The sequence below is a fragment of the Bacteroides sp. 14(A) genome (assembly GCF_000526555.1).
GTDB classification, from domain to species: Bacteria; Bacteroidota; Bacteroidia; order Bacteroidales; family Bacteroidaceae; genus Bacteroides; species Bacteroides cellulosilyticus.
The window spans coordinates 377,318-403,469 of the sequence record NZ_JAGH01000001.1 but is presented as its reverse complement, the minus strand read 5'-3'; the positions used below and the strand labels follow the sequence as shown (position 1 = coordinate 403,469).

Annotated in this window: 14 protein-coding genes; 7 read left to right on the top strand and 7 right to left on the bottom strand. The window is 44.2% G+C overall.

Going from position 1 to position 26,152, the window contains the following annotated elements; all coding sequences use genetic code 11:
• Window positions 1–3: 3 nt before the first annotated feature.
• The 7 genes from K429_RS0101395 to K429_RS0101365 all read left to right on the top strand — a co-directional run bounded on the left by K429_RS0101395 (window position 4) and on the right by K429_RS0101365 (window position 17,407).
• Window positions 4–2,409, top strand: a complete 2,406-nt coding sequence (locus K429_RS0101395) for a glycoside hydrolase family 127 protein (RefSeq protein WP_025725809.1) — start codon at window positions 4–6, stop codon at window positions 2,407–2,409.
• A gap of 13 nt (window positions 2,410–2,422) precedes the next feature.
• Complete coding sequence (locus K429_RS0101390) at window positions 2,423–4,675, top strand: S9 family peptidase (protein ID WP_025725808.1); 2,253 nt, start codon at window positions 2,423–2,425, stop codon at window positions 4,673–4,675.
• Window positions 4,676–4,854: 179 nt separating this feature from the next.
• Window positions 4,855–7,722 (top strand): two-component regulator propeller domain-containing protein, encoded by a 2,868-nt coding sequence (locus K429_RS0101385; RefSeq protein WP_025725807.1) that lies wholly within the window; start codon window positions 4,855–4,857, stop codon window positions 7,720–7,722.
• 208 nt (window positions 7,723–7,930) lie between these two features.
• Window positions 7,931–10,933: a TonB-dependent receptor gene (locus tag K429_RS0101380; protein WP_025725806.1), complete on the top strand. Its 3,003-nt coding sequence runs from the start codon at window positions 7,931–7,933 to the stop codon at window positions 10,931–10,933.
• Between the two features lie 19 nt (window positions 10,934–10,952).
• Window positions 10,953–12,572, top strand: a complete 1,620-nt coding sequence (locus K429_RS0101375) for a RagB/SusD family nutrient uptake outer membrane protein (RefSeq protein ID WP_025725805.1) — start codon at window positions 10,953–10,955, stop codon at window positions 12,570–12,572.
• A 29-nt stretch (window positions 12,573–12,601) separates the two neighbouring features.
• The gene (locus tag K429_RS0101370; RefSeq protein WP_229126041.1) at window positions 12,602–15,367 is read left to right on the top strand and encodes a DUF5695 domain-containing protein; all 2,766 of its coding nucleotides are present in this window, start codon (window positions 12,602–12,604) and stop codon (window positions 15,365–15,367) included.
• Between the two features lie 45 nt (window positions 15,368–15,412).
• Entirely contained in the window at window positions 15,413–17,407 is a 1,995-nt protein-coding gene (locus K429_RS0101365; protein ID WP_025725803.1) for a beta-L-arabinofuranosidase domain-containing protein, read from the top strand.
• A 68-nt stretch (window positions 17,408–17,475) separates the two neighbouring features.
• Here the strand turns inward: K429_RS0101365 and K429_RS0101360 are convergent, their stop codons facing one another.
• From K429_RS0101360 to kdpF, 7 genes are all read right to left on the bottom strand, one after another.
• Window positions 17,476–18,915, bottom strand: coding sequence for an ATP-binding protein (locus K429_RS0101360; RefSeq protein WP_025725802.1), 1,440 nt, complete (start codon window positions 18,913–18,915; stop codon window positions 17,476–17,478).
• 21 nt (window positions 18,916–18,936) lie between these two features.
• Entirely contained in the window at window positions 18,937–20,061 is a 1,125-nt protein-coding gene (locus K429_RS0101355) for a sensor protein KdpD (protein WP_025725801.1), read from the bottom strand.
• A 102-nt stretch (window positions 20,062–20,163) separates the two neighbouring features.
• A complete protein-coding gene (locus K429_RS0101350) occupies window positions 20,164–20,913 on the bottom strand; it encodes a TorF family putative porin (protein WP_025725800.1) in 750 nt (249 codons plus the stop codon).
• Between the two features lie 128 nt (window positions 20,914–21,041).
• Window positions 21,042–21,617, bottom strand: coding sequence for a K(+)-transporting ATPase subunit C (locus K429_RS0101345; protein ID WP_025725799.1), 576 nt, complete (start codon window positions 21,615–21,617; stop codon window positions 21,042–21,044).
• 12 nt (window positions 21,618–21,629) lie between these two features.
• Complete coding sequence (gene kdpB, locus K429_RS0101340; protein ID WP_025725798.1) at window positions 21,630–23,681, bottom strand: potassium-transporting ATPase subunit KdpB; 2,052 nt, start codon at window positions 23,679–23,681, stop codon at window positions 21,630–21,632.
• A 30-nt stretch (window positions 23,682–23,711) separates the two neighbouring features.
• The gene (kdpA, locus tag K429_RS0101335; RefSeq protein ID WP_025725797.1) at window positions 23,712–25,418 is read right to left on the bottom strand and encodes a potassium-transporting ATPase subunit KdpA; all 1,707 of its coding nucleotides are present in this window, start codon (window positions 25,416–25,418) and stop codon (window positions 23,712–23,714) included.
• A 12-nt stretch (window positions 25,419–25,430) separates the two neighbouring features.
• On the bottom strand, window positions 25,431–25,511 hold the full coding sequence (gene kdpF, locus K429_RS31245; RefSeq protein ID WP_081450799.1) for a K(+)-transporting ATPase subunit F: 81 nt from the start codon (window positions 25,509–25,511) through the stop codon (window positions 25,431–25,433).
• Window positions 25,512–26,152: the final 641 nt, after the last annotated feature.

Sequence of the window (26,152 nt, the reverse complement as noted above, 5' to 3'; positions counted from 1 at the left end):
ACCATGAGAAAAGTATTAGTTACCACCCTGCTGGTTGCCGCCACCGTAGGCAGTCAGGCGCAAGTGAAAAACCAATCGCACGGGTATCCCATCGATCCCGTACCTTTCACCTCGGTGAAAGTAACCGACTCCTTCTGGGGACAACGTCTCAACGCGAGCCGAGAGGTAACCATCCCCTTCGCATTCAGCAAATGCGAGGAAACCGGAAGATACCAGAACTTCGTCAACGCAGCCCACCCTAGTGATACCATTAAAGTAGGCGGACTGGCTTTCGACGATACGGACGTATACAAAACCATCGAAGGTGCCAGCTACCTGTTGCAGACGTATCCCGATAAGAAACTGGCCAAATACATTGACAGCGTGCTCGTCATTGTAGCCGCCGCACAGGAACCGGACGGATACCTTTATACCAGCCGAACCATGAATCCGAAACATCCCCATGAATGGGCGGGAAGCAAACGCTGGGAAAAGGTAGAAGACCTGAGCCACGAGTTCTACAACCTAGGGCACATGGTGGAAGGCGCCATCGCCCACTACCAGGCCACCGGAAAGAAGAACTTCCTCAATATCGCCATCCGATATGCCGACTGTGTATGCCGTGAAATCGGTACAGGCGAAGGACAGCAAATCCGTGTCCCCGGACATCAGATTGCCGAAATGGCACTTGCCAAACTTTATCTGGTTACCGGAGACCAGAAATACCTCGACCAGGCCAAGTTCTTCCTCGACCAGCGTGGATATACCAGTCGTACCGATGAATACAGCCAGGCACATAAGCCGGTGGTTCAACAGGATGAAGCTGTGGGACACGCCGTTCGCGCCGCATATATGTATGCAGGTATGGCCGACGTAGCCGCCCTGACGGGAGACACCGCCTACATTCATGCCATCGACCGCATCTGGGACAATATCGTTGGCAAGAAATATTACATCACCGGCGGTATCGGAGCTACAGCAGCCGGAGAGGCTTTCGGCAAGAACTACGAATTGCCCAACATGTCAGCCTATTGCGAGACTTGTGCTGCCATCGGCAACGTGTACGTCAACTACCGTCTTTTCCTCCTGCACGGTGAATCCAAATACTACGATGTACTGGAACGCACTTTATACAATGGTCTGATTTCAGGCGTATCCCTGGACGGTGGCGGTTTCTTCTACCCCAACCCGCTGGAAAGTATGGGACAGCATCAACGCCAGCCCTGGTTCGGTTGTGCCTGCTGCCCGTCCAACATCTGCCGTTTCATCCCGTCCCTGCCGGGATATATCTACGCTGTGAAGGATAAGGACGTTTACGTCAACCTCTTCATGTCCAACACTTCCGACCTGAAAGTGGGTGGCAAAGCTGTTTCTATCGAGCAAACCACCAAATACCCGTGGAACGGTGACATTACCATCGGCATCAACAAGAATAACGCCGGACAGTTCAACCTGAAAGTCCGTATTCCCGGATGGGTTCGGGGTCAGGTAGTCCCCAGTGACCTGTATACCTATAGTGACGGCAAGCGTCTGAAATACACAGTGAAAGTAAACGGAGAAGCCGTACAGAATGAACTGAAAGATGGTTATTTCTGCATCGACCGCCGTTGGAAAAAGGGTGATAAGGTGGAAGTACACTTCGACATGGAACCGCGCACCGTAAAAGCCAACAATAAGGTGGAAGCCGACCGTGGACGCATTGCCGTAGAACGCGGACCGATTGTATACTGTGCAGAATTCCCGGATAACAACTTCGACATCTTCAGCGTATTCATGAACCGTAACCCGAAGTTTGAAGTGGTGGAAAAGCCCGATCTACTGTATGGCATCAACCAATTGAAGACCGGCGCACAGACACTTGGCTATGACGATCAGGGTCGCCTGACCACTACCGATGTGAACCTGACACTGATACCTTACTACGCATGGGCCCACCGTGGTTCGGGAGCTATGGAAGTATGGTTGCCACAAGAGCTGAGCGCATCCCGCCCCGCCATGCCTGCCACACTGGCTTCGGAAAGTAAAATAGACGCATCCCACCGCGCAAGCTCCATTTCAGCCATCAACGACCGCCTGGTTCCGAAAGATGAGAACGACCGTTCCCTGCCCTACTACCATTGGTGGCCCAAACAGGGAACTACGGAATGGATCACGTATGAGTTCCCGGCAGAAGCTACCGTATCAAGCTCCACCGTATATTGGTTCGACGATGCTCCCTGGGGCGGTTGTCGTGTACCGAAAAGCTGGAAGATATATTATAAAGATGCACAAGGCCAGTGGCAACCCGTCACAGGTGTCGACAAATATGGCGTTGTAAAAGGTGCGGGAAACACCGTAAACTTTGATCCCGTGAAGACCAAATCAGTAAAACTGGAAATCACCCTGCCGGACAAAAATGCAGCAGGTGTTTATGAATGGGAAGTACAATAAAGGTTAGTTAGATATGAATGTTTGTAAGTTAGGTTTGTCGATAGCCATGCTCCTTAGCGGGGGCATGGCTTTCGCACAAGGCACAGTGGACGATTATAACCGTGCCTACGCATTGAGAGAGAAATTCAGTGCCAACAAAGTTTTCTACTCCAGCGTCACGCCGCAGTGGATAGAAGGCACACATCAGTTCTGGTATGTACGCAATACGCCCGAAGGCCGTATCTACGTATCGGTGAACGCAGACAAGAAAAACAGAAAGGAGTTGTTCGACCACAAGCGTCTGGCAAGCGCACTGAGCAACGCATCCGGCAAAGAAGTAAAGCCCGAAGCAATCCAACTGGAACGGCTACGAGTGAACCCGAGCTTAGATACGCTTCGTTTTGTTTTTGGTAATCAGCGCTGGATGTACGCCACCCGCAAAAATCAGTTGGTAAATGAAGGTGCCCTGCCCGACCGCAATGCACCACAAAAACACTGGATGGAACGGGATGACGAAAAAGAAGCCGCTCCCGTAACTTCACCCGATGGAAAGTATACCGCCTATATCAAAAATCAGAATGTATATGTGAAGGAACTTGCCACGGGAAAAGAGAAGCAGTTGAGCCTTGACGGTACACTCAGCAACTATTACTCAGTTTATATCCGCTGGTCTCCGGACAGCAAAAAAGTGGCATCCTGCAAAATCCGCCCAGTAGAGAAACGCTATGTGTACTATGTAGAGTCTTCTCCGGCAGATCAGCTCCAACCGAAACTGCACAAGCAGGAATATGCCAAACCGGGAGACGAACTTCCTTTCAAGATACCTTGCATTTATGAAGTTGAAACAGGACGAGGCATCATCCCCAGCACCGACCTCTTCGACCGGCAGTATGAAATATACGGTCCCGAATGGAACCCGGACAGCCGTTCCGTTACCTTCGAGTACAACCAGCGCGGACATCAGGCATATCGTGTACTTGAACTCTCTGCCGAGACAGGCACCGTACGTCCTCTGATAGAAGAAACCAGCGACAAATACGTGAATTATACCCGCCGTTTCCGCCACGACCTAAGGGATAACAAGCACATCATCTGGATGAGCGAACGGGATAACTGGAACCACCTGTACATGTACGACCGCTCTACCGCACAACCCGTCCATCAGATAACCCGCGGCAAATGGTATGTGCGCGAAGTGCTCCGCGTAGACGAGGACAACCGGCAGATTTATTTCTCCGCAAATGGTGTACAACCCGGTGAGGATCCTTATCTCATCCGCTATTACCGCATTGGTTTTGACGGGAAAGACTTGGTTTGCCTTACTCCGGAAGAAGGAATGCACCGTGCCTGGTTCTCGGGAGATATGAATTATCTGGTAGACGTTTACTCTATGGTAAACAAAGCTCCTGTTACCGTATTGCGCAGTGCCGAAGATGGCAAGGTGGTGATGCCGCTGGAGACAGCCGATATCAGTCGTCTGGAAGCAGAAGGCTGGAAAGCACCGGAAGTATTTACCGCCAAGGGGCGTGACGGCAAAACGGATATGTGGGGACTGATTGTTCGTCCCACTAACTTCGACCCGAACCGGAAGTATCCGGTTATCGAATACATTTACCAAGGTCCCGGCGACCAGTATGTACCCAAGACTTTCATCCCGTACAACTGGTACATGACTTCCCTTGCCGAACTCGGTTTTATCGTCGTCATGGTAGACGGAATGGGAACTTCTTTCCGTTCACGTGAATTTGAGAATGTATGTTATAAGAATCTGAAAGATGCAGGACTTCCCGATCACATCGCCTGGATTAAAGCTGCCGGAGAGAAGTATCCGTATATGGATATGGATCGCGTAGGCATCTACGGCTGTTCCGCCGGTGGCCAAGAATCCACCACTGCCGTGCTGCTACATCCCGAATTCTATAAAGCCGCTTATTCCGCCTGTGGCTGCCACGACAACCGCATGGATAAAATCTGGTGGAACGAACTCTGGCTGGGATATCCCGTAGGAGATCAATATAAGGAAGGATCGAATGTAGAGAATGCCCATTTGCTGAGCCGTCCCCTGATGCTGGTGGTAGGCGAACTGGACGATAATGTAGATCCTGCCTCAACCATGCAGGTGGTGAACGCACTGATAAAAGCCAACAAAGATTTTGAATTGGTAGTGATTCCCGGTGCACACCACACGATGGGAGAAGATTTCGGGGAACATAAACGCTATGATTTCTTTGTACGCCATTTACAAGGAGGAACTCCACCGGAATGGAATGCAATAACATATCGCTAGGATTTATATAATGTATACCTCAAAAGTAGAGCCGGATTTAGGTCTGACTCTACTTTTTATTGTATTAACTATCAATTAAATAATTTTTCATTCATTACAGGTAATAAGATTTCTGAGTTTTTATTCATATCTTTGTGTATCGATATATAAAAGATACTATGATAAAAGCCATCTCAAATATGATTATCAGACAAAAAGTCTACCTGATGCAGCTCTTGTGTCTTTTAATATTCAGCCCCTTGCTGCATGCTCAGGATATCGTGGTCAGAGAAATACCTTCCTTAGATAAACTTCCGGTGAATGCCATCCATCGTATATTTCAGGACAGCGATGGCTACATGTGGTACGGCACTTTCAACGGTCTCTGCCGAAACGACGGATACAATATCCGCGTTTTCCGCTCCGATCTGTATCACCCGGGACTCTTATCGGATAATTATATTACTTATATCTCCGAAGACCACGACAAAAAAATCTGGTTCGGAACCATGAAGGGAGGCTATATACTGGATAAGGCTACCTGCCGGATCACTCCCATGGATTTGCAGGAGTGCTCCGACAAGAATGTATTCACTATAAACGTAACCCGGGACGGGAGTATATGGGTAAGCATGCATGGCGTATTATTCCGGTTCAAGGCTGACGGCACTCTGATAAAGCGGTATAAAACCGAATACAACCACTCTCCTGAATTTGTGTACATCGTCTACGAAGATAAGAACGGGGATTTAATAATCTCCCTCACCCGAGGCGGAATGTATAAACTCAATAAAGATACGGACAACTTTGAAGCCTACTTCCACCACAGGGACTATATGGACATTGAACGGATCATCTGGGACGAAACAAACGGATATTACTGGCTCGGCACCTGGGGAAAAGGAATCGTACGCTTCGACCCGAACAGTAAATCTCCGGAAACGCAATATATTCCCCAGCCTCTCCCTGTAGATATTACAGGAAATGCTACGGGAGCTATCTACCACATGGTGCAGGATGATGTATTCCACTATATATGGGTCACTTCCTGGAAAGACTTGTTTGCTTTCCGCATCACAAAGGAGGGACACTTAGAACAAGTGGACACTTCCTCTTTCCTTACCCCCGGCAACAAAATACTTTATGAAATATATAAGGATAAAGACGGGAAGCTATGGGTATCGGCTTTCGATGTAGAAAGCTTTATTATCGATATCCGCGATTACATTGTCCAGAAGTATCCCCTGCCGGATTTAAGAAACCAGTTAAAGGCGAATCCCGCCATAAACTCACTGTGCAAAGATGAAGACGGTATCTTCTGGTTTTCGCAAGACCGATACGGCCTATGCATTTATGATAGCCGGAAAGAAAAGCTCAAACACTATTCACAATGTCAAGGAACCCGGAATTTACCATTTGGAGATGTCACCAACATAGCCAGATCATATAACCACAACTGGATATGGGCTACTTCGTATGGCCCCACCGTCTTCGGCCTAAGCCAGCAGAATATGGAAATGAAAGAAGATGTACGGATAGAACTTGGCAACGTCACAAATAATCCGGGACTGATTACCTCACTATTCGAAGACCCTCAGAATAATCTATGGATAGGTACTACGACAGGATTGTTCGTATACCGGATTATGAGTGCAACTCTTGAAAGCATTCCGGAAGTATCGGGTCCGGTTGCCGGCATCACCCAAACAGCCGACAGCCGGATATGGACTGTCATCCGAAACAAAGGCATCTACCGGATTGAGCAGGATAAAGGTATCGAATCTTATCCCTTCGATAAAGACTTTGTATGCATAGATGCCACGAGTGACGGAAACCTCTGGATGGGTACTACCGAAGGGGAAGTCTTACTGTTCGACCCGAGACAAAAGGAGAAACTGAAAGACTACAGTTTCAGTTGCGGCATGAAGGGGGATATCATCAATAATATCACTGTAGACGTCTATAATCATGTATGGATCACTACCAATCAGATGATTAAAGAGTTCAACCCGCGCAATGGCGCTTACCGGAGTTACAGCACCAGGGATAAGAATTTCCTCCTTACCCGTCTGCTATCCAAAGCCGTCTACTACGACCGGAAAGGAGAAATCTATTTCGGCGGAATCTCAGGCATTGTGTCCATCTCACCAACCCAGCAACTGGAAAGCATACCCGAACAGGTAACCACCCATATCAGTGACATCAAGATCATGGGAAAGAGCATTTGGGACGACCAGTTGAAGCAAGACCCTATAAATACACCTATCCGCCTGTCACCCAATGATCAGAATCTGGAAATCGAATTCTCTTCATTAGATTTTCATAACTTAGACCAGATACGTTATGCATACCGGATGGTGGGTATAGACAACGACTGGATCTACCTAAATGACCGGAAGAATTCCGCCTTCTACAACAGATTGGACAAGGGAAAATATACATTCCAGGTGAAAGCTACCGATAAAAACGGGTTATGGAGTAATGAAGTGACGGAGATAACAATCCACCGCCTACCTGCCTGGTACGAAACCTGGTGGGCTTATCTCTTTTATACCCTGCTAGTTATGGGCATCATAGGATATAGCATTTATGCCTATCTGAAACGGATGAAACGCAAGAACGACGAGAAATGGGCGGACAGTGCCGAGTTGGTGAAAATGCATCAATACCTGGATACCAAAGACAGCATTTCCACCTCTGAATTTGCCGAGATAGATAAGTTACTTCTGGATCGGGCGACCAAAGCGGTAGAAGAACATCTGAATGAACCGGAATTCAATGTGGTATCACTGGCAGAGGCTATGAATATGTCCCGTTCCACACTTTCTCGGAAGATAAAAGTAATCACTGGCAAAACTCCGTTGGATTTTATAAAGGATATAAAGATGCAACATGCCTGCCGGATGTTGGAAAATAAAACAGCAACTGTGGCAGATGTTATCACAGCATTGGGCTACAGTGATTATAAGAATTTCACCCAGTCGTTTAAAGAAGCGTTCGGTGTGTCGCCCGGTGAATATCAGAAACAGATAAAAGAGAAGAAAGAAGAAAGTACTCATCCATCTTAATTAAGCAGCAAAGCACCCGATTATTTCAGGTAATTTTGCTCAGATCATAGGGGGTAATTAGTCAATTTAGAGTTGATTAATTACCCCCTATGATTTGATTTATAAGCATTAACAGCTTTACTCTTATTTGTTTTCCTTTGCTTCCGAAAGATGGATGAGCTCACCTCTATCGAAAGAAAAAGAAACCTTTAATTTTAAATTCAAATTCATGAAGAACTATCATTTTAAAAGATCATCAAAGAAAACTCTCCTCTCCGTGATGATGGTATCCGCTCTCTATGCGGGCTACCCACAGGATGCTTTTGCAACGGTAAATGAAGTACAAGCAGTCATGCAATCCAACCCTGTAAAGGGACAGGTAGTAGATGAAAACGGAGACCCCATCATCGGAGCTACCGTAATGATGAAAGGTACATCCAAAGGAGCTATTACAGACCTTAACGGTAACTTCACGCTGGAAAATGCAGCTAAAGGTACATTGGTAATTTCTTATATAGGTTACATTACAGAAGAAGTGCAGACAAACGGACAAGCATCTGTAAAAGTGGTATTAAAAGAAGATGCCAAGCGGCTGGATGAAGTAGTGGTAATAGGATATGGCACACAACGCAAGGAGGAACTGACAAGCTCGGTGATGAGTGTGAAAGCCAGTGAGTTTGTACAAGCAACAAAACCGGATGTAGCAGGGCTAATCAGGGGTAAGGTTGCAGGCTTAGCTGTAGTTTCGCCTGATGCCAATCCATTGTCCACTTCACAAGTTTCGTTGCGTGGTGTTGCTACGCTCAATTCAGGCACCTTTCCTTTGGTCATCATTGATGGTGTCCAGGGAGATCTCAACAGCGTTTCTCCGAATGATATTGCACAAATCGATGTATTGAAAGATGGTTCGGCCGCAGCCATCTACGGAACCAGAGGAACTAATGGTGTAATACTGATAACCACCAAAAGTGGTAAAACCGAAATGAAACCCTCAATCGAAGTCAACAGTTATATTTCGTTTCAGAAAATAAATAAGAAACTTCCTATGATGAATGCCAATCAATACCTTGAAAAGGTTCAGCAAGGAATTCCCGGTGCAATGGATGGTGGAGCCAAAGTCGACTGGATGGACGAAATACTACAAACTCCGTTTAATCAGACATACAGTATTAACCTCAGGGGAGGATCGGCAAATACCAGCTATATCGCCAGTTTCGATTATACCTCGAATGAGGGAATTGTAAAACGCTCAAAAGTAGATATGATTTATCCTCGTATTAACATCGTTCACCGTATGTTCGACAACAAACTTAAAGTAGAGGCAAATCTGAATGGTTATCAAAGGAAGTACGACATCGGATACAGTAATGATGTATATCAGAGTGCTTTGATTTTTAATCCGACAAGTCCTATTAAAGATGAAAATGGTAACTGGACCGAAATAGCACGTGATATGATTTTTAATCCAGTTGCCCTTTTAAACGAAACAAAAGGGGAAAATAAAACAACTAACTTAAGGGCGTATTCCTCAATCACTTTTATCCCAATCGAAGGTCTGGACATTAAGTATCTGATCTCAAACGAAACCAACAACAACTTTTCCGGATATTATGAGACAAAGAAGCATAAATCAACCACTATAAGCAAAAAGAACGGATATGCCTCACGTTCAACAGCCCGCAGCGAAAATACCATGATGGAATTAACTGCCCAATATAACAAACTGTTCAGCAATTCTCACAATCTAAATGCATTAGTCGGATATAGTTGGAATAAATGGAACTATCAATCCGCTTCTATGGATAATTATGACTTTCCGTCCGACGACTATTCATACAATAATATGGGATTGGGCAATGCTTTGAAAGAAGGGAAAGCTAATCAAGCTTCTTATCAAAACGAGAATAAGCTCATAGGATTTTTTGCAAGAGTGAATTACAATTACAAAGGCAGGTATTTTGTCTCCGCCAGCATAAGGCATGAAGGTTCTTCCCAATTCGGTGAAGATCACAAATGGGGTAACTTCCCGGCAATATCCTTGGCGTGGAATATAAAAGGGGAACAGTTCCTTCATAATATCCAAGCGATTAGCACTCTCAAGCTAAGAGCCGGTTTTGGTATAACGGGCACTGAACCGGGTACTCCCTATCTCTCCTTAAATAAACTGAACATGGGAGGTTACGGTTATTACAATGGTAAATGGACGAATCTGTTGCGACCGGATGGAAATCCTAATCCTGATTTACGATGGGAGAAAAAAGAAGAATTGAATATCGGTCTTGATTTTGGTTTCCTTAGCGACAGGATATCCGGAAGTATTGATTTCTATAACCGGGAAACAAAAGACCTGATTGGAGATTATCAAGTCCCCGTGCCGCCTTATTTTAGTCCATGGATTAAAGCGAATGCCGGTTCGATACGGAACACAGGTCTTGAAGTTTCTCTCAATATAGTTCCTGTCCAAAACAAGAATTTCACTTGGGATTCAGGCATCAACTTCTCAACTAATAAAAACAAACTCCTATCATTATCCAGTGACAAGTATTTCTCCGACTCCCATCAAAATAAAGGAAACACGCTTGCCCCCATTCAGCAGCCGACTCACAGAATACAAGAAGGAGAACCCGTTGGAAACTTTTATGGTTATAAAACTATCGATATAGACGAAAACGGACACTGGATAATAGAAGGCGCAGATGGCAAGCCCAAACCGATTTCAGAGCAACAGGAGTCCGACAAGAAAGTTCTGGGTAATGGTCTTCCCAAATTTTACCTGAATTGGAATAATACAATCAGATATAAACAGGTTGATTTCTCTGTCACTATGCGAGGAGCATTCGGCTTTCAGATATTAAATATGGCAGAGATGCATTACGCAGCTCCTATTTCATTATTAGGAGGAGATAATGTTATGGAAAAAGCATTTGATAATGTATACGGCAAACGACCATTGGCTTACGACCAGTCCTTGCAGTACGTAAGCTACTTCGTTCAGGATGGTGATTATTGGAAAATTGACAATATCACAATCGGATACACTCCGAAGATTGGAAAGAATAAATGGGTAAAAAGTTTCAGAATTTACGGTAGTATATCAAATCTTGCCACAATAACCGGATATAGCGGGATTGACCCGGAAGTCGGAGTTACAGGCCTGACTCCCGGTATAGATGACAGATACAGATACCCCTCTGCCCGCACATTCTCTTTAGGCATAAATTTGAATTTCTAATCTATTAAAACGAATTATTATGAAAAAAAGAACTTTCACTAAATATATATCTTTGTTTTTATTGACGATAGGTACTATCAATTGCACCAACCTGGATGAGAAAGTATTTTCATCTGTTACAGAAGAAACCTATAATTATACTCTTGCAGATTTCGGACCTAATATCGCAGGAGCTTATGCAGCGTTAAATTATGGTTATGTGGGCACGTATTGGCAAACTCAGGAATTAACGGGATGTTGTATATCAACCCCTGCTAATGCAAGCGGTTGGGATGACGGGGGGATCTATAAACGCTTGCAATTCCACAATTGGAATTCTGAACTGGGACAGATTTCAGACTTGTGGAACAACTATTTCACCGGTGTAATATTGTGCAACAGCGCCATTAATAAACTTGAACGCGACTTGATACCTTCTCCATCGGTTACAGAAAAGCAAACGGGTCTGGCTGAATTAAGGGCATTGAGAGCTTATTATTATTGGATTCTCTTTGATAATTTTGGTGATATCCCATTGGTAACGACCATGTCTCAGGATCTTCCGGAGAAAACGCCAAGAGCAGAGGTTTACGATTTCGTTGTAAGGGAACTAAGTGAAGTGATACCTTCCCTGAACGAAGAACAAGGGGGTAATATGTATGGACGCATTAATAAATGGGCAGGAAAAGCTATATTAGCCAATGTATATCTGAATGCAGAAGTCTATACGGGTACCGCCCGCTGGAATGAATGTCTGTCACAATGCAACGATATCATTAATAGCGGAAAATGCGATCTGTCACCAGAGTTTAAAGACTCCTTCAGGGCTCAAGGTGTGGAATCTTCAAAGGAGGTGTTGTTTACAATCCCTTATGATTACAATAGGGGAGTAGTAGGAAACTACCTTTTCATGAATTCATGGCATAGTGAGCTGCAAAAGAAATTCCTTTTGAACGCAGTACCCAATGCAGCCGGTGGGCCGAAAGGTACAACACAATTCATTGACACCTATCAGGAAGGTGATTCCAGGCTTGAAGACACCTGGTTGATGGGCCAGCAATTTGATGCAGAAGGAAATCCATTATACGGTGTTTATGACAAGAAAGGAGAACTATTAATATTCTCCAAAGAACTTCCTGACGGAAATTATACAAACGAAATGGAAGGATACAGGTATAATAAACAAGAAGTTCCTGCCGGTTCAGAATGGAGTTGTAGCACAGATATTCCACTTTTACGTTATTCGGAAGTACTATTGATGAAAGCCGAATGCTTGTTAAGGACAAATCAGCCCGGAGCCGGTGAATTAGTAACTGAAGTAAGAAAAAGAGCTTTTAAAGCAAACCCATCAAAAGCAATTGTAACAGACGATGAATTGAAAGAGAATTCCAGTTACAAATGGGGAGTGGTTGAAAAATATCAGATCACAGATCCCGGCAACCAAGATCCAATAGAATTCGGACGCCTGTTTGATGAAAGATGTTGGGAGTTCGTATGGGAGGGATATACCCGGAGAGACATGATACGCTTTGGCATATTCTGTAAGAAAAGCTGGTTGTCACATAAACCGCAGGGCGATCATCGTATTGTGTTCCCAATACCTCAGAGAGCCGTAGATGCCAATCCGAAATTAACACAGAATCCTGCCTACGCAAATTAAAAGATTTAATTCATTATATGACAAAAGCAATGATAAAGAGATGTACCGGGACACTTGTAGCCCTGTGTATCTACTCAATATCAGGATTGAACGCCCAAAATATAACAGTGAAAAACGATTGTTTTCGGACTGATTTTTCAGAAGATGGCGTGTCTGTTTTTCAGGTTGACAGAGATTCTGTCAACCTGATAGCAGACAATCAGATGTGGGGAGATATTTTGATACGATATCGTGTCAACCAAGAAGACTGGAATATGCTTGAAACGGGATTGACCAGACGTACTTGTATAAATAAAAATACATATGTATATACTGATTCGTTGTGCTATATGCCTTTATGTATGAAGCGATATTACACTCTCGCTGAAGATGGTCTGCATTTGAAAATCGAGATTTCAAATATTACCAACCGCTCTGTAGAATTAGGTGATATAGCTTTCCCCTTTAAGTGGAGAGAAGGATTCAATGCCGCTCCAAGCACAATCTTTGAGAGCAACTTTACACATAAGCACAATATAGCTCTGAATTCTTCATTTCAGATACTTTCCAAACCATCAGGTGTGGGTCCCTTTTATATCATGATGACCGGTGAGGGCACTCCACTGGAATACTTTGATACTACTAATAATGTATATACAGCATATCTTCATTCCGGATGTACTGGTCCCAAAACTGAAGGCAGCTGGCGTATTCCTCATACAACAAGAGTATTGACACCTGGAGAAAAAGTAAACTATAGTTTTTTACTCACTTCCGTTTCCCGATATGAGGACATACGTAACGCCATTTATACAAATGGATTACTGGATGTTCGTACCGCCCCCGGATATACTATTCCCAGTGATTTATCTGTAAGAGTTGCCATTCGTCTCAAAGGAACAATTCAATCTCTTGTAGCAGAACATCCGCAACAAACAGAAATTAAACAGCTTGGAAGAAGTCCCGATGGCAGGTACTTGTATGACATACGTTTTCACAAACTTGGAGAGAATATTATTTGGGTCAATTATAACCATGGTGAAAAGTCTTTCCTAGAATTCTTTTCTACGGAACCTCTGGATGTTCTTATCAAAAAAAGGAGCTCTTTCATTGTCAACAAACAGCAACATAAAGCTCCGGGCAAATGGTGGGATGGCTTGTATTCTGTATATGATATGAAATATGGGAAACTACGAGGGCCGGAAGATACCGACGGATTTAATGGTTGGTGGGAATACGTCTGGGGATGTGATGATCCGATATTGAGTAAGGCACCTTTTGTTGCCGCTAAAAATGTAGTGTATCCTGATTCTACGGAAATAGCTTCCTTAGAATACTACCTGAAGAATTTTGTATGGGGAAAACTCCAACGAACAGATCAAGAAACTCCTTATCCATTCGCTATCTACGGGGTACCCAACTGGCATGTAGCCCGTGATTCAGCCTTACAAAAGCTATACAAATATGATGCAAAAGATCGGATAAAAGTCTGGAGAGCATATGATTATCCACATATTTTCAAGCTTTATTATCACATGTCACAAATAGCGGAAATGATTCCCGAATGGACACATTACCTGACTGCCGATGAGTATTTCGACCGAGCTGTACAGACTGCTATGGCTTACTTTAAGTATCCGTATGAAATTTGGTCTTGGCTGGATATCTATAAATGGGGTATGTATAACGAATGGGTAGTTCTTGAACTTATAAAAGGATTGGAACAAAGAGGCAGGAACGATGAAGCTGCATACTTGAGAGGCGAATGGGAGAAAAAAGCCAAGTATTTTATTTATGACGATAAATATCCTTATCGTTCGGAACATAGTTTTGACCGCACAGCTTTTGAATCATCGTATGCCCTGGCTAAATATGCGATAGAACATCCGATGAAACCGGATAAAGACTTATGGTATGACAAAAATAAAAGAACGTGGCATTCACACCCGAAGGTGACAGTAGAAGATGCTGAAAGATTTATGAAGCAACAGCATTATGCAGGCTTGTCCGTACGCGGGTGGATAGCTCCCAAATATTACCTGTCCGGCACAGATTGCGCATTCAAGCAACATACGGGCGACATGTCTTATATGGCCATGATGGGAGGTTGGTCTATACTGGATTATGGTCTGCTTTACTCGAAGAACCCTGATTGGATCGAATTAGGATATAACTCTTTCCTTAGCTCATGGTCGTTAATGAATACAGGAAACGAGACATCCAACTATGGCTATTGGTATCCGGGAAAAGAAAAAGACGGAGCCACCGGATGGTGTTTTGTAGGTACAAAGAATGGATATACATGGTTGCATAGAAATGAAAAGCGTGGCCCTTGGCGTTATGATGGAGAGATAGACCTAGGATATGGCGCGGCCTTTCATACTGCCCGCACAATTGTAATACAGGATTCAATCTTTGGACTCCATGCCTATGGTGGGGTATTGAGCAAAGAGGAAACTTCCCTGTCTGTTATTCCGCGTGACGGGGTAAGACAGCAATTCAGTTTTATAACTTCTGAATTTCGCTATCATCTCACTTTGTCAAGAGACGGATTTCTACCAGAAGCACCAATAAAGATTGAAAGAAAGGGGAAACAATCGCATTTTATGCTGGAAAATAAAATTAATACTGCTATGGGTACTAAGCCATCTAAATCTGAGCATTCAACATTATTACAAATCAGAGCAGACAAAATTGTTCCTTACAAAGTACAAGTGGGTAAGAAAGTTTGTACGATACAGAAATGTACTGTCGGATGGGAAGTGAGATTACCAGTAAGTGAAATCACCGAAGAAGTTACAATATGGTGGAAATAATGCATATAAACCATTAAAAACAATTCATTATTAACATATCAAAGTATGAAAACAAAGATTATTGCAATTTTAGTATTTGCCAGTTTGATGACGAAGCTTAATGCTCAGAATCACGATAAAGTAGGATTACTGGAAAAGCCGGTACCTGTTTCTTCTGTAAGAAATATAACCGGATTCTTCGGACATCGTATGGAAGTTAACCGGAATGCCTACCTGAAACACTTTCCAATAGATAAATATGTGGACTTTGTTGTAAACAGGCAACATTCGGCTTGGGACTGGACACAGGCAGAACAGCATGGAAAGTGGATAGAATCAGCTTATCTGTCGGCAGTTCAGGGTGATGACAAGGAATTACTAATTAAAGCTGAAAGCGTACTGAATCGCATCATTGACTCACAGGAAGCAAACGGTTATGTAGGAGCCACAGCCAAGAGTTTCCGGTCTCCCGAAAGACCAGTCAGAGGAATGGACGCTTACGAATTATATTTTGTTTTCCATGCCTTTATCACAGTATATGAAGAAACAGGAGATAAAAAAGCACTAACTGCCGCAGAGAAATTAGCAGACTATTTCTTGCAATATTTCGGACCGGGTAAACTGGAATTCTGGCCCTCTGATCTGAGAGCACCTGAAAACAACCAAAAACATCTGGACGGACACTCAGACTTTGCAGGGCATAGTGTACACTATTCTTGGGAAGGTACTTTACTTTGTGACCCCATAACAAGACTATATGAACTGACAGGAAAGAAGAAGTATCTGGAATGGAGCCAATGGGTAGTCAGCAACATCGACAAATGGAGTGGATGGGATGCATTCTCCCGTTTGGATTCCGTTGCGGACGGTACTTTAGGGGTGGATAAACTTCAACCTTATGTACATTCGCATACTTTCCACATGAACTTTATGGGCTTCTTGCGACTGTATCGTATCACCGGTGATAAAACGTTGCTGCGTAAAGTGTCCGGAGCATGGGACGACATTCATGAACGCCAGATGTACATCACCGGTGGTGTAAGTGTTGCCGAACATTATGAACACGACTATGTGAAACCACTTTCAGGTAATATCGTGGAAACCTGTGCCACAATGTCATGGATGCAACTCACACAACAGTTGTTGGAATTAACCGGAGAATCCAAATATGCGGATGCCATGGAACGCCTGATGATTAACCATGTATTTGCCGCCCAGGATTGTGAAAGCGGAGTTTGTCGATATCATACAGCTCCGAATGGAAGTAAGCCTGACGGTTATTTCCATGGGCCGGATTGCTGCACAGCAAGCGGACACCGGATTATCTCAATGTTACCCACCTTCATTTACGCAGAAAAAGGAAAAGAGTTTTATATCAATCAATACATCCCCTCGCAATATACCGGAAAGGATTTCGCATTTGAAATCACCGGAAACTATCCGGAATCCGAAAATATGCAGCTGACCATTGTTTCAGAGAAAGCAAAAAACAAAACATTAAACCTACGTATCCCCTCCTGGTGTGAACATCCGGAAATAAAGGTGAACGGTGAAAACATCGCAGATGTAAAGCCCGGTGCTTACCTGAAATTATCACGCAAGTGGACAAAAGGGGATAAAGTAAGTATCACTTTCCCTATGGAAGAGAAATGGGTATCACGTAGTCATCATAGCAAATATGTTTCCTATAAACTAGCAGGTGGGGAAATCATGTATAAGGAAGAACCGACTGATAGAATTCCTTATGCCTTTGTACGCGGTCCGATTGTTTACTCACTGGACATGGTATGGAATAAGCAGCTTTGCAACGATGATGTGAATATGGATCAGGATATACGGATGAATACAACGATGAAACCTACACTGATCAATAAGCCTGATAACAATATGTTAGGGCCGGTTTATCAAACGAAAGCCTTATATAAAGGTAGTGAGGTAGATGTGATTCTCACTCCGTTCGCAAACATAGGGCAATGGTTCCGCCCGGATGGAATAAAGCCACAGAAATATGCTAACGCTTTCACGTATGGAATCTGGCTGTATAACATAGGTACAAAGTAAATAAGAATAAATTAGCCCCTGCAAACAATCATGAAATGCTCCCATGATAGTTGTAGGGGCTTATTCGTTTATGCTTTCAGTCGCATAATGAACTTACTTCCTTTCCCCAATTCGCTTTCCACCGTCAGTGTTCCCCCATGTGCCTCCACAAAATCTTTTGAAATGGAAAGTCCCAGTCCACTGCCTTGCACCTTTGTGCCGGGCACACGGAAATAACGGTCGAAAATGCTCTGATGATAACGGGGATCGATACCTTTGCCGAAATCCTGCACATACAGTTCAACAAACTCCTTCTCACGCTTGGCACCAATAACGACACGCCCGTTTTCTTTTGAATAACGGACTGCATTGCTCAGAAGGTTCGTCAATACCCAAGCTATCTTCTCACTATCCACAAACAGTTTCGGCATTTTTTCCTCCGGATACTCTACTTCTATCTGGATACCGAACTTATCCGCCTGAACCTGATTGGCTTTAATGGCATATTCTATAAGTTCGATAGGCTTGGTTATCTTCGGCATCATCTGGAGCTTGCCAGCTTCTACTTGTGTCATATTCAGAAGTTCACCAGTGATACCCAGCAGGCGGTCGGCATTTTCTTTAATGCTTTTCGATAATTGTTCCTGCTCATCATTCAAAGCTCCTACCCTCTTATCCTCCAGCAACTGCAAACTCATAAGAATAGCTGAGATAGGCGTTTTCAGTTCATGAGAGATGGTGGAGATAAAGGTTGTTTTGGCAGAATCCAACTCTTTAAATTCGGTGATATTTTTCAGCAGGATCACATCACCCAAGTTCTGCGGTTCATCCGTATCGGCATCCGTATTTATAATGGTGATGTAAGAAGCCTGAAAATAGCTTTCCTTATTATCCGCATAGATTTTCAAGGGTTCTTTCTTCTCACCCGGAGTAATCAGTTCCCGAACCAGACGACGAAGGAGATCATTCTTTAAGGACAGTTCCTCGGCAGAGTGACGGATTACATCTTCACGTTTCAGATTCAATACGGTGAGTGCTTCTTTATTGATAAAGAGTATTTCATGCTCACAATTCAGACCGATAATAGGTTCATGAATACTGTTCACAACGGCTTCAAGAAACTTCTTTGCAGAAAGAATATCGTTCAGCGTACTGGCACGATATTCAGTCAGGCGCTCAGCCATACTGTTGAAGCTATCGGCCACCTGGCGGAATTCCTCGTGTCCGCTCATATTCAAACGTTTCTCATAGTTATGATTAGCGATTTCAAGGATACCACGCGTCAGTTCCTGGATAGGCTTGTTGATGGAACGGGGAAGCCAGACCAGCAACACGATACTGGCAAGAATGCAAATAGCACCTGTAACGGAAATCCACAGCAAAGCACGTTCCAGTCCGGGCATAGCAGCAGGACTGTCCGGTTCGGTGGCTGTCAGTATCTGAAGATTCACTACGGAGAGAGCAACCAGCAGAATGATCATACCAGCCAGAATGCCTACACTGAGTATTAATTTAGTACGAATATTCATAATGCACTGATGAATTAAATTTTATGCAAGTATAATCAAATCTACGTTTGCCTGAGCTAAATCATTCACAAATTTTCTGTATTTCAACACCATAAACAAAGATTGAGGTAAACGGAAAGAAGGACTGCCCATACAAACAGAAGTGATCTGTCTCTCTTTACAAGTACGGATGATGGCATCCAATACATCTTTGGATTGTACCTGAACCACTTCACCATCCAACTCAGTGACCAACTTAAAGTGATTCAACAGATAGCGCTGACTTGCCAGGTCGATACGGTCAGCACTCTCGCGGGGTGTTTGTACATATAGGGCTATAAAAGAAGTATTGTAACGGGTTGCCAGACGTGCCGCCTTACGAATGATGCGTCGAGGCGTCTTCTCCTTACTGCTGATGCATGCCAGAAACTTCTCATGCCGGACTCCTACACTGGAAACGACCACTTCATTCTCCACTTTCTTCTCCACACGCAACGCTACTTCCTTCAAAGCCAATTCACGCAATTGAAGGATATTCTCGGTTTTGAAGAAGTTATTCAACGCCATGGGTACTTTCTCCGGTTTATAGATTTTACCGGCTTTCAGGCGGGTGATGAGTTCTTCGGCAGTGAGGTCGATGTTCACCACTTCATCCGCTTCCTGCAATACACTGTCAGGGATACGCTCTTTGACTTCGATGCCGGAGATGCCCTGAACTTCTTCGTTGACGCTTTCAATGTGCTGGATGTTGACAGCGGAAATCACATTGATACCTTCGTCCAGCAAATCCATCACGTCTTGCCAGCGTTTCTCGTTTCGGCTGCCCTCTACATTGGTATGCGCCAGTTCGTCTACAATGACAATATCGGGATGGATACGGATAATACCCTCCAAATCCATCTCTTCCAGTTCCTTGCCTTTATAAAATATCCGGCGGCGGGGGACAACGGGGAGCCCTTCTAATAATACTTCCGTCCCGGCACGTCCGTGGGTTTCGATGTAGCCGATTTGCACGTCTACACCGTTGTCCAGCAACTCATGGGCTTCCTGGAGCATCCGATACGACTTACCTACACCGGCAATCATGCCGATGTAGATCTTGAACTTGCCACGACGGGATTTCTTTATGAGGTCGAGGAAGTGCTGTACGCTTTGTTCTCTGTCCATACTTTCATTTTTAGGCGCGGATTACGCAGATTACACGAATTTCTTACTGTGTGCAGTTATTAATCCGTGTAATCCGCGTAATCCGTGCCTAATCTTTAGTTATCACGGTTTCAACGTTATACCAAATACCAAATGAGCATCCTCCAAACATGGATTCCAGATAGCTTGCGCAAAGATAGGCAATGAAAACGAATCTGTTATCCTGATAGCCGTGGTAGCTTTCAACGCTACATTGGTAAAAGCAAAACCGGAATTTCCATATCCTACTGTATAAGTTTTATAAGGAACGAATCCTACGGTTGCATTCAAATCTACCGACTTCACACTGAACGGATAGTTCAGCTCGCAATAGGAAGAATAATTTTGCTTACCTTCCTCATTCTTATCGGCACCGGCAAACATCAGATACCATGCCATAGACAAAGGAAGTTTCTCACAAGGCAACGTATAAGCCAAACCTGCTTCAAAGAAGTGAGCAGTTTCATGGCTCTTGAAGTTGAAGTACTTCCCGGCTCCCTGACCTGCCCACCATAGACTTGCTACGGACAGTGTGGGCCCTGATTCACCTAAAGTATAAGCAGCCGTCAGATCTATCTCCTTGCTTGCCAGTCCTTCTGAAGATTTATTACCATCGAAGTCTGTCGAGCCCCAGGCTGTCACAGAAAAATCACCTATGCTGAATCCTAAAGTCGGCTGGAAACTTGCTCCGGTCTGATAAACACCACGCCAGACGTAAGAGCTGACTAAATCACCCTGCACAGTAAATTCCTGAGCCTTTGCACTTGTAGTTCCTAAAATACAGGCAACAGCAACTGCTACTGTCGCAAAAATATTGTTTCTTAATCTTTTCATAATTCATTCAATCTTTTTAAAAGTAAGGTTGTCTTTAAAAAAGAGAGGCAGCGTTCCATTCACCCTGTTTTAGACATCACCATGGCAAAATATGAATGGAATCTGTCCGCCTCTCTACCAACCTAAAGTTATTTCTTATTTGCTTCTTCCAGTGCGATATTCAGTTTCAGAACATTCACCTTCTCCGTACCGAAAAGGCCGAGAAGCGGTTTCTGTACTGCATTGTCTACGAGAGTCTTTACTTGTGCCTCGTCCATGCCACGTGCCTGGGCCACGCGTTTCACCTGTACATAAGCACTGGCGGGAGTGATATCCGGATCAAGACCGGAAGCACTGGCGGTTACCATTTCTGCAGGAACGTCTTTACGGTTCAGATAAGGATGGTGTACGAGGAAAGTATCGATACGGGCTTCTACTTCCGAAAGATATTCTTCGTTGGTAGGGCCTTTGTTGCTACCGGAAGAACTGGTAGCATCGTAACCGTCACCGGCATGGGAAGGACGTCCCCAGAAGTAGATGTCTTTTGTGAACATCTGTCCTACATTAGCGGCACCGACAACTTTACCATCCAGAGTCGCTACTTCCGCATTACCCTTATTGGGACCTGCCACCTGGGCAAATATCCACAGTATAAGGATATAGAATACAGAGAAGAACACGCAAAATGCAAGTGTTATTTTAAGGGATTTGAATAATGTTTTCATTACTGTTTTTATTTATTGAAAGAATAAACTGACAATCATATCTATTAATTTAATTCCGATAAAGGGTGCAATGACACCGCCTAAGCCATAAATCAGCAAGTTGCGGCGAAGCAATGCACTGGCACCAATCGGTTTATACTGTACTCCTTTCAGTGCCAACGGAATCAATATAGGAATAATGATAGCGTTAAAAATTATAGCTGAAAGGATGGCTGACTCAGGACTATGCAGCCCCATGATATTCAGCGGTGCCAACTGAGGGATGGCTACCATAAACAAAGCGGGAATAATCGCAAAGTATTTAGCCACGTCATTTGCTATAGAGAACGTGGTCAACGTACCGCGCGTCATCAACAACTGTTTACCGATTTCCACAATTTCAATCAGCTTCGTAGGATCATTATCCAAGTCCACCATATTACCGGCTTCCTTTGCAGCCTGCGTACCGCTATTCATAGCAACGCCCACATTTGCCTGTGCCAATGCCGGAGCATCATTTGTACCGTCTCCCATCATTGCCACCAGTTTACCGGACTGCTGCTCTTTCTTGATATACTCCATCTTGTCTTCCGGCTTAGCCTCAGCTATAAAATCATCCACACCAGCCTTTTCTGCGATATACTTTGCTGTCAGCGGATTATCTCCAGTCACCATCACCGTCTTCACTCCCATCTTGCGAAGGCGTTCGAAACGTTCCTGAATACCTGGTTTGATGATGTCCTGCAACTCAATAACGCCGGCCACCTGCCGGTTGACACACACTACCAACGGTGTACCGCCGTTACTTGAAATTGCAGCAATCACATCTTCCACCTCTTTCGGGAAACTGTTTCCGGCACTCGCTGCAATCTTACGGATAGCATCGAAAGCACCTTTACGTATCTGAGTACCATTTTGCAAATCCACGCCTGAACACTTTGTTTCAGCAGTGAACTTAATCATTCGGGCACCCGTAGTATTCAGGTCACGCATACGGCGACCTGTTTCCCGTCCCAGTTCTATAATTGATTTACCCTCCGGCGTTTCATCGGAGATGGAAGACAGCAGGCAAGCCTCAATAAAATCACGTTCGTCCACACCGGGAGCTGCATAGAACTTCGTAGCTTTACGGTTACCGATTGTAATAGTTCCCGTTTTATCCAGCAGCAACGTATCAATATCACCGGCCGTTTCCACTGCCTTACCCGATTTCGTTATCACATTGGCACGAAGCGCACGGTCCATACCTGCAATGCCGATAGCAGAAAGCAGGCCACCGATCGTGGTCGGTATCAGGCAAACAAACAGGGAAAGAATAGCTGCAATCGAGATATACGTTCCCGGATGCTCTATATTTGTATAATCCGCCATTGGAATCAGCGTGACGCAAACAATCACGAATACCAGTGTGAAACCTGCCAGCAGGATAGTCAGCGCTATTTCATTCGGTGTTTTCTTCCGGGTAGCACCTTCCACTAATGCAATCATCTTATCCAGGAAGCTCTCACCCTGTTGTTGGGTTACCAGTACCTTTATCTTATCAGAAAGCACCTTCGTACCACCGGTTACAGAACTCTTATCTCCACCCGCCTCACGGATTACCGGGGCAGACTCGCCTGTGATGGCACTTTCATCAATGGAAGCCAGTCCTTCTACAATCTCACCGTCAGCCGGAATCGTATCACCGGCTTCGCAAATAAAGTAATCACCTTTCTTCAGGCGTGCACTACTGATATTGCAGACTTTGCCATCAATCAGAATTTTAGCGGGAGTCTCCTCACGCGTTTTGCGTAGGCTGTCGGCCTGAGCCTTACCACGAGCCTCGGCAATAGCCTCAGCAAAGTTAGCGAACAACAGAGTAACAAAGAGAACGACGAACACCAGAAAGTTGTACCCGAATGTTCCATATTCCGTAGTTCCCAGCGAGAGGATGCAGACTACCAGCATCACCAGCGTCACAAGCTCCACCGTAAACATAATCGGATTCTTAATCATCACCCGTGGATCCAACTTCACGAATGATTGCTTCAAGCTTTCCATTACTTGCTCCTTTTGAAACAAAGAAGCTGATTTCTTATCTTTCATTTTATGAAATTACTAATTACTAATTATGAATTACAAACTAAAATGTTCGGCAATCGTACTCAACGCATGCACCGGGAAGAATGACAGGGCAGCCACAATGAAGATAACCGCAAAAGTCATCACTGCAAATGTCACCGTATCCGTCTTCAGTGTACCGGCACTTTCCGGGATAAATTTCTTCTGCGCCAGCAAACCGGCAATGGCCACCTGCCCTACAATCGGGATAAAACGGCTCAGAATAAGTACCCAACCACACGAATAATTCCAGAAATAAGTATTATCTCCCAGTCCCTCGAAACCGGACCCATTATTAGCTGCACACGAAGTAAACTCATATAATTGCTCACTCAGCCCGTGGAAACCCGGATTATTCAGCCATCCGCCCTCACTCGCCACGAAATCGGGATGATGGGCAAACAGATACGTAGACAGAGCCGTTCCTACCAGGATCACAAACGGATGAAGTAATGCCACAACGGTCGCAATCTTCATTTCGCGTGCCTCCACCTTCTTTCCGAGGAATTCCGGTGTACGTCCTACCATCAGTCCGCTGATAAACACGGCTATAATTATAAATGTATAGTAGTTCATCCAACCTACCCCGACACCACCGAACCAGGTATTAATCTGCATATTCAGCATCTCCATCATACCACTGAGCGGCATCGTAGAGTCGTGCATACCATTCACCGAACCATTGGAAGTGACGGTGGTCGTAATGCTCCATAAGGCTGTTGCAGCAGAACCAAGCCGTACCTCTTTTCCCTCCATCGCTCCGCCATCCTGTGCAATGCCCAAGTCGTCAATGCGCGGATTACCGTTCATCTCCTGATAGACATTGATGCCGACACCCGCCAGATAGGCAAAGAGCATCACACCGAATATACTAAAAGCCAGTTTCTTACGGTTAGAGTAGAAACCGAGTGCGAAAACCATTGCCATCGGTATGATCAGGATAGACCAACATTCCACCATATTGGACAGATACGTAGGATTCTCCAACGGATGCGAAGAGTTTACACCGAAATAACCGCCACCATTGGTACCCAATTGTTTAATAGGCACAATGGCTGCCGCAGGTCCCTGCGAAACCAGTTGTTCCTGTCCTTCCAGCGTGGTCACCTCCATCTTGCCATCGAATCCCATTGGAGTGCCCTGAAGAATCAGGATAAAGCCCACAATCAAGGAAAGAGGCAACAGGATACGTGTACTGCTCAATACAAGGAAGTTCCAGAAGTTACCTATTGTCTTCGTTGTCTTTGCACTGATGGACTTCATGATACCTGCCATAGCCGCCATACCCGTTGCCGCCGTAATAAACTGGAACAGCATGATGACGAACAATTGCGTAAAGTAAGTCAATCCGCTTTCACCGGAATAATGCTGTAAGTTACAGTTCACCATAAAACTGATGCAGGTATTGAATGCCTGGTCCGGACTCTGCGGCCCGTTACCGTCAGGGTTCAGAGGCAGCCAGTGTTGAGTAACCAGCAGTACCATGCCCCACACAAACCAGAAAGCATTCAATATCAACAATGCTTTCAAGAACTGTTTCCAGTTCATCTCCTCCTGTGGCTTGATACCGGAAACTTTGAATATCAATCTCTCGACCGGCTTCATGAAGTCCGACCATGTTTTTTGTCCTTTATAGACTTTTGCAATATACTTTCCTAATGGATAAGCCAATACCACCATCAGGATAACTTGCAACGCTACGCCTAAAATTTCTGTGTTCATTTTCTTTCTACTTTAAAACTTCTCCGGTCTCACAAGTACATAAATCAAATACCCGAAAACCGCAATACCCAATACAAATAATGCTGTATACATAATTCTCTCTCCTTCTTAAATCTTTTCAAACCAGTCCACACATTTCCAAAACAGCCAGAAAGCGAACAAGCCACTCAGCAGGCAGAAAATAAATGAAATCGTTAGTCCCATGTTTTTTACCTTTATTGAATTAATACTATTTATTTTATCGGAAGGTTATGTGCCAATAGCGTGCCAGAAGGATGGACAAACTCATAAGCGTCTAATAAACAGCCTTATGCAACAAGCGAATCAGGATACTCCCTTAAAGAGCACCCTTTCAAAATGAAAAGGTATTATCTATTTTGAAAAGAATTGAGGGAAAGAATAAGGAAAAGAAACAATACTATTGGGCGATTTCTGTCTGATTCCGGATTACCCAATACCCCCGTTGCATGCGTCGAACTTTTCTATCGGACTTTGTGCAACTTAATCAAAATGTCAAAATGTAAATCGTGATATCTGAGATTTCTTTCTTTCGCACCAATACTTGTTGTGCTGCAAAAAAACGCAAGTATTTCCTGTTAGAAAAATCCAATATGACTTAAAACCGAGAAAGAAAGTATATTTTAGAAACCGATTTCGTCATATTTAGTTCTTATTAATTGCATATATAATATATTCCCACAAAATCGATTATTAGATTCCGTTGCTTATCTTCT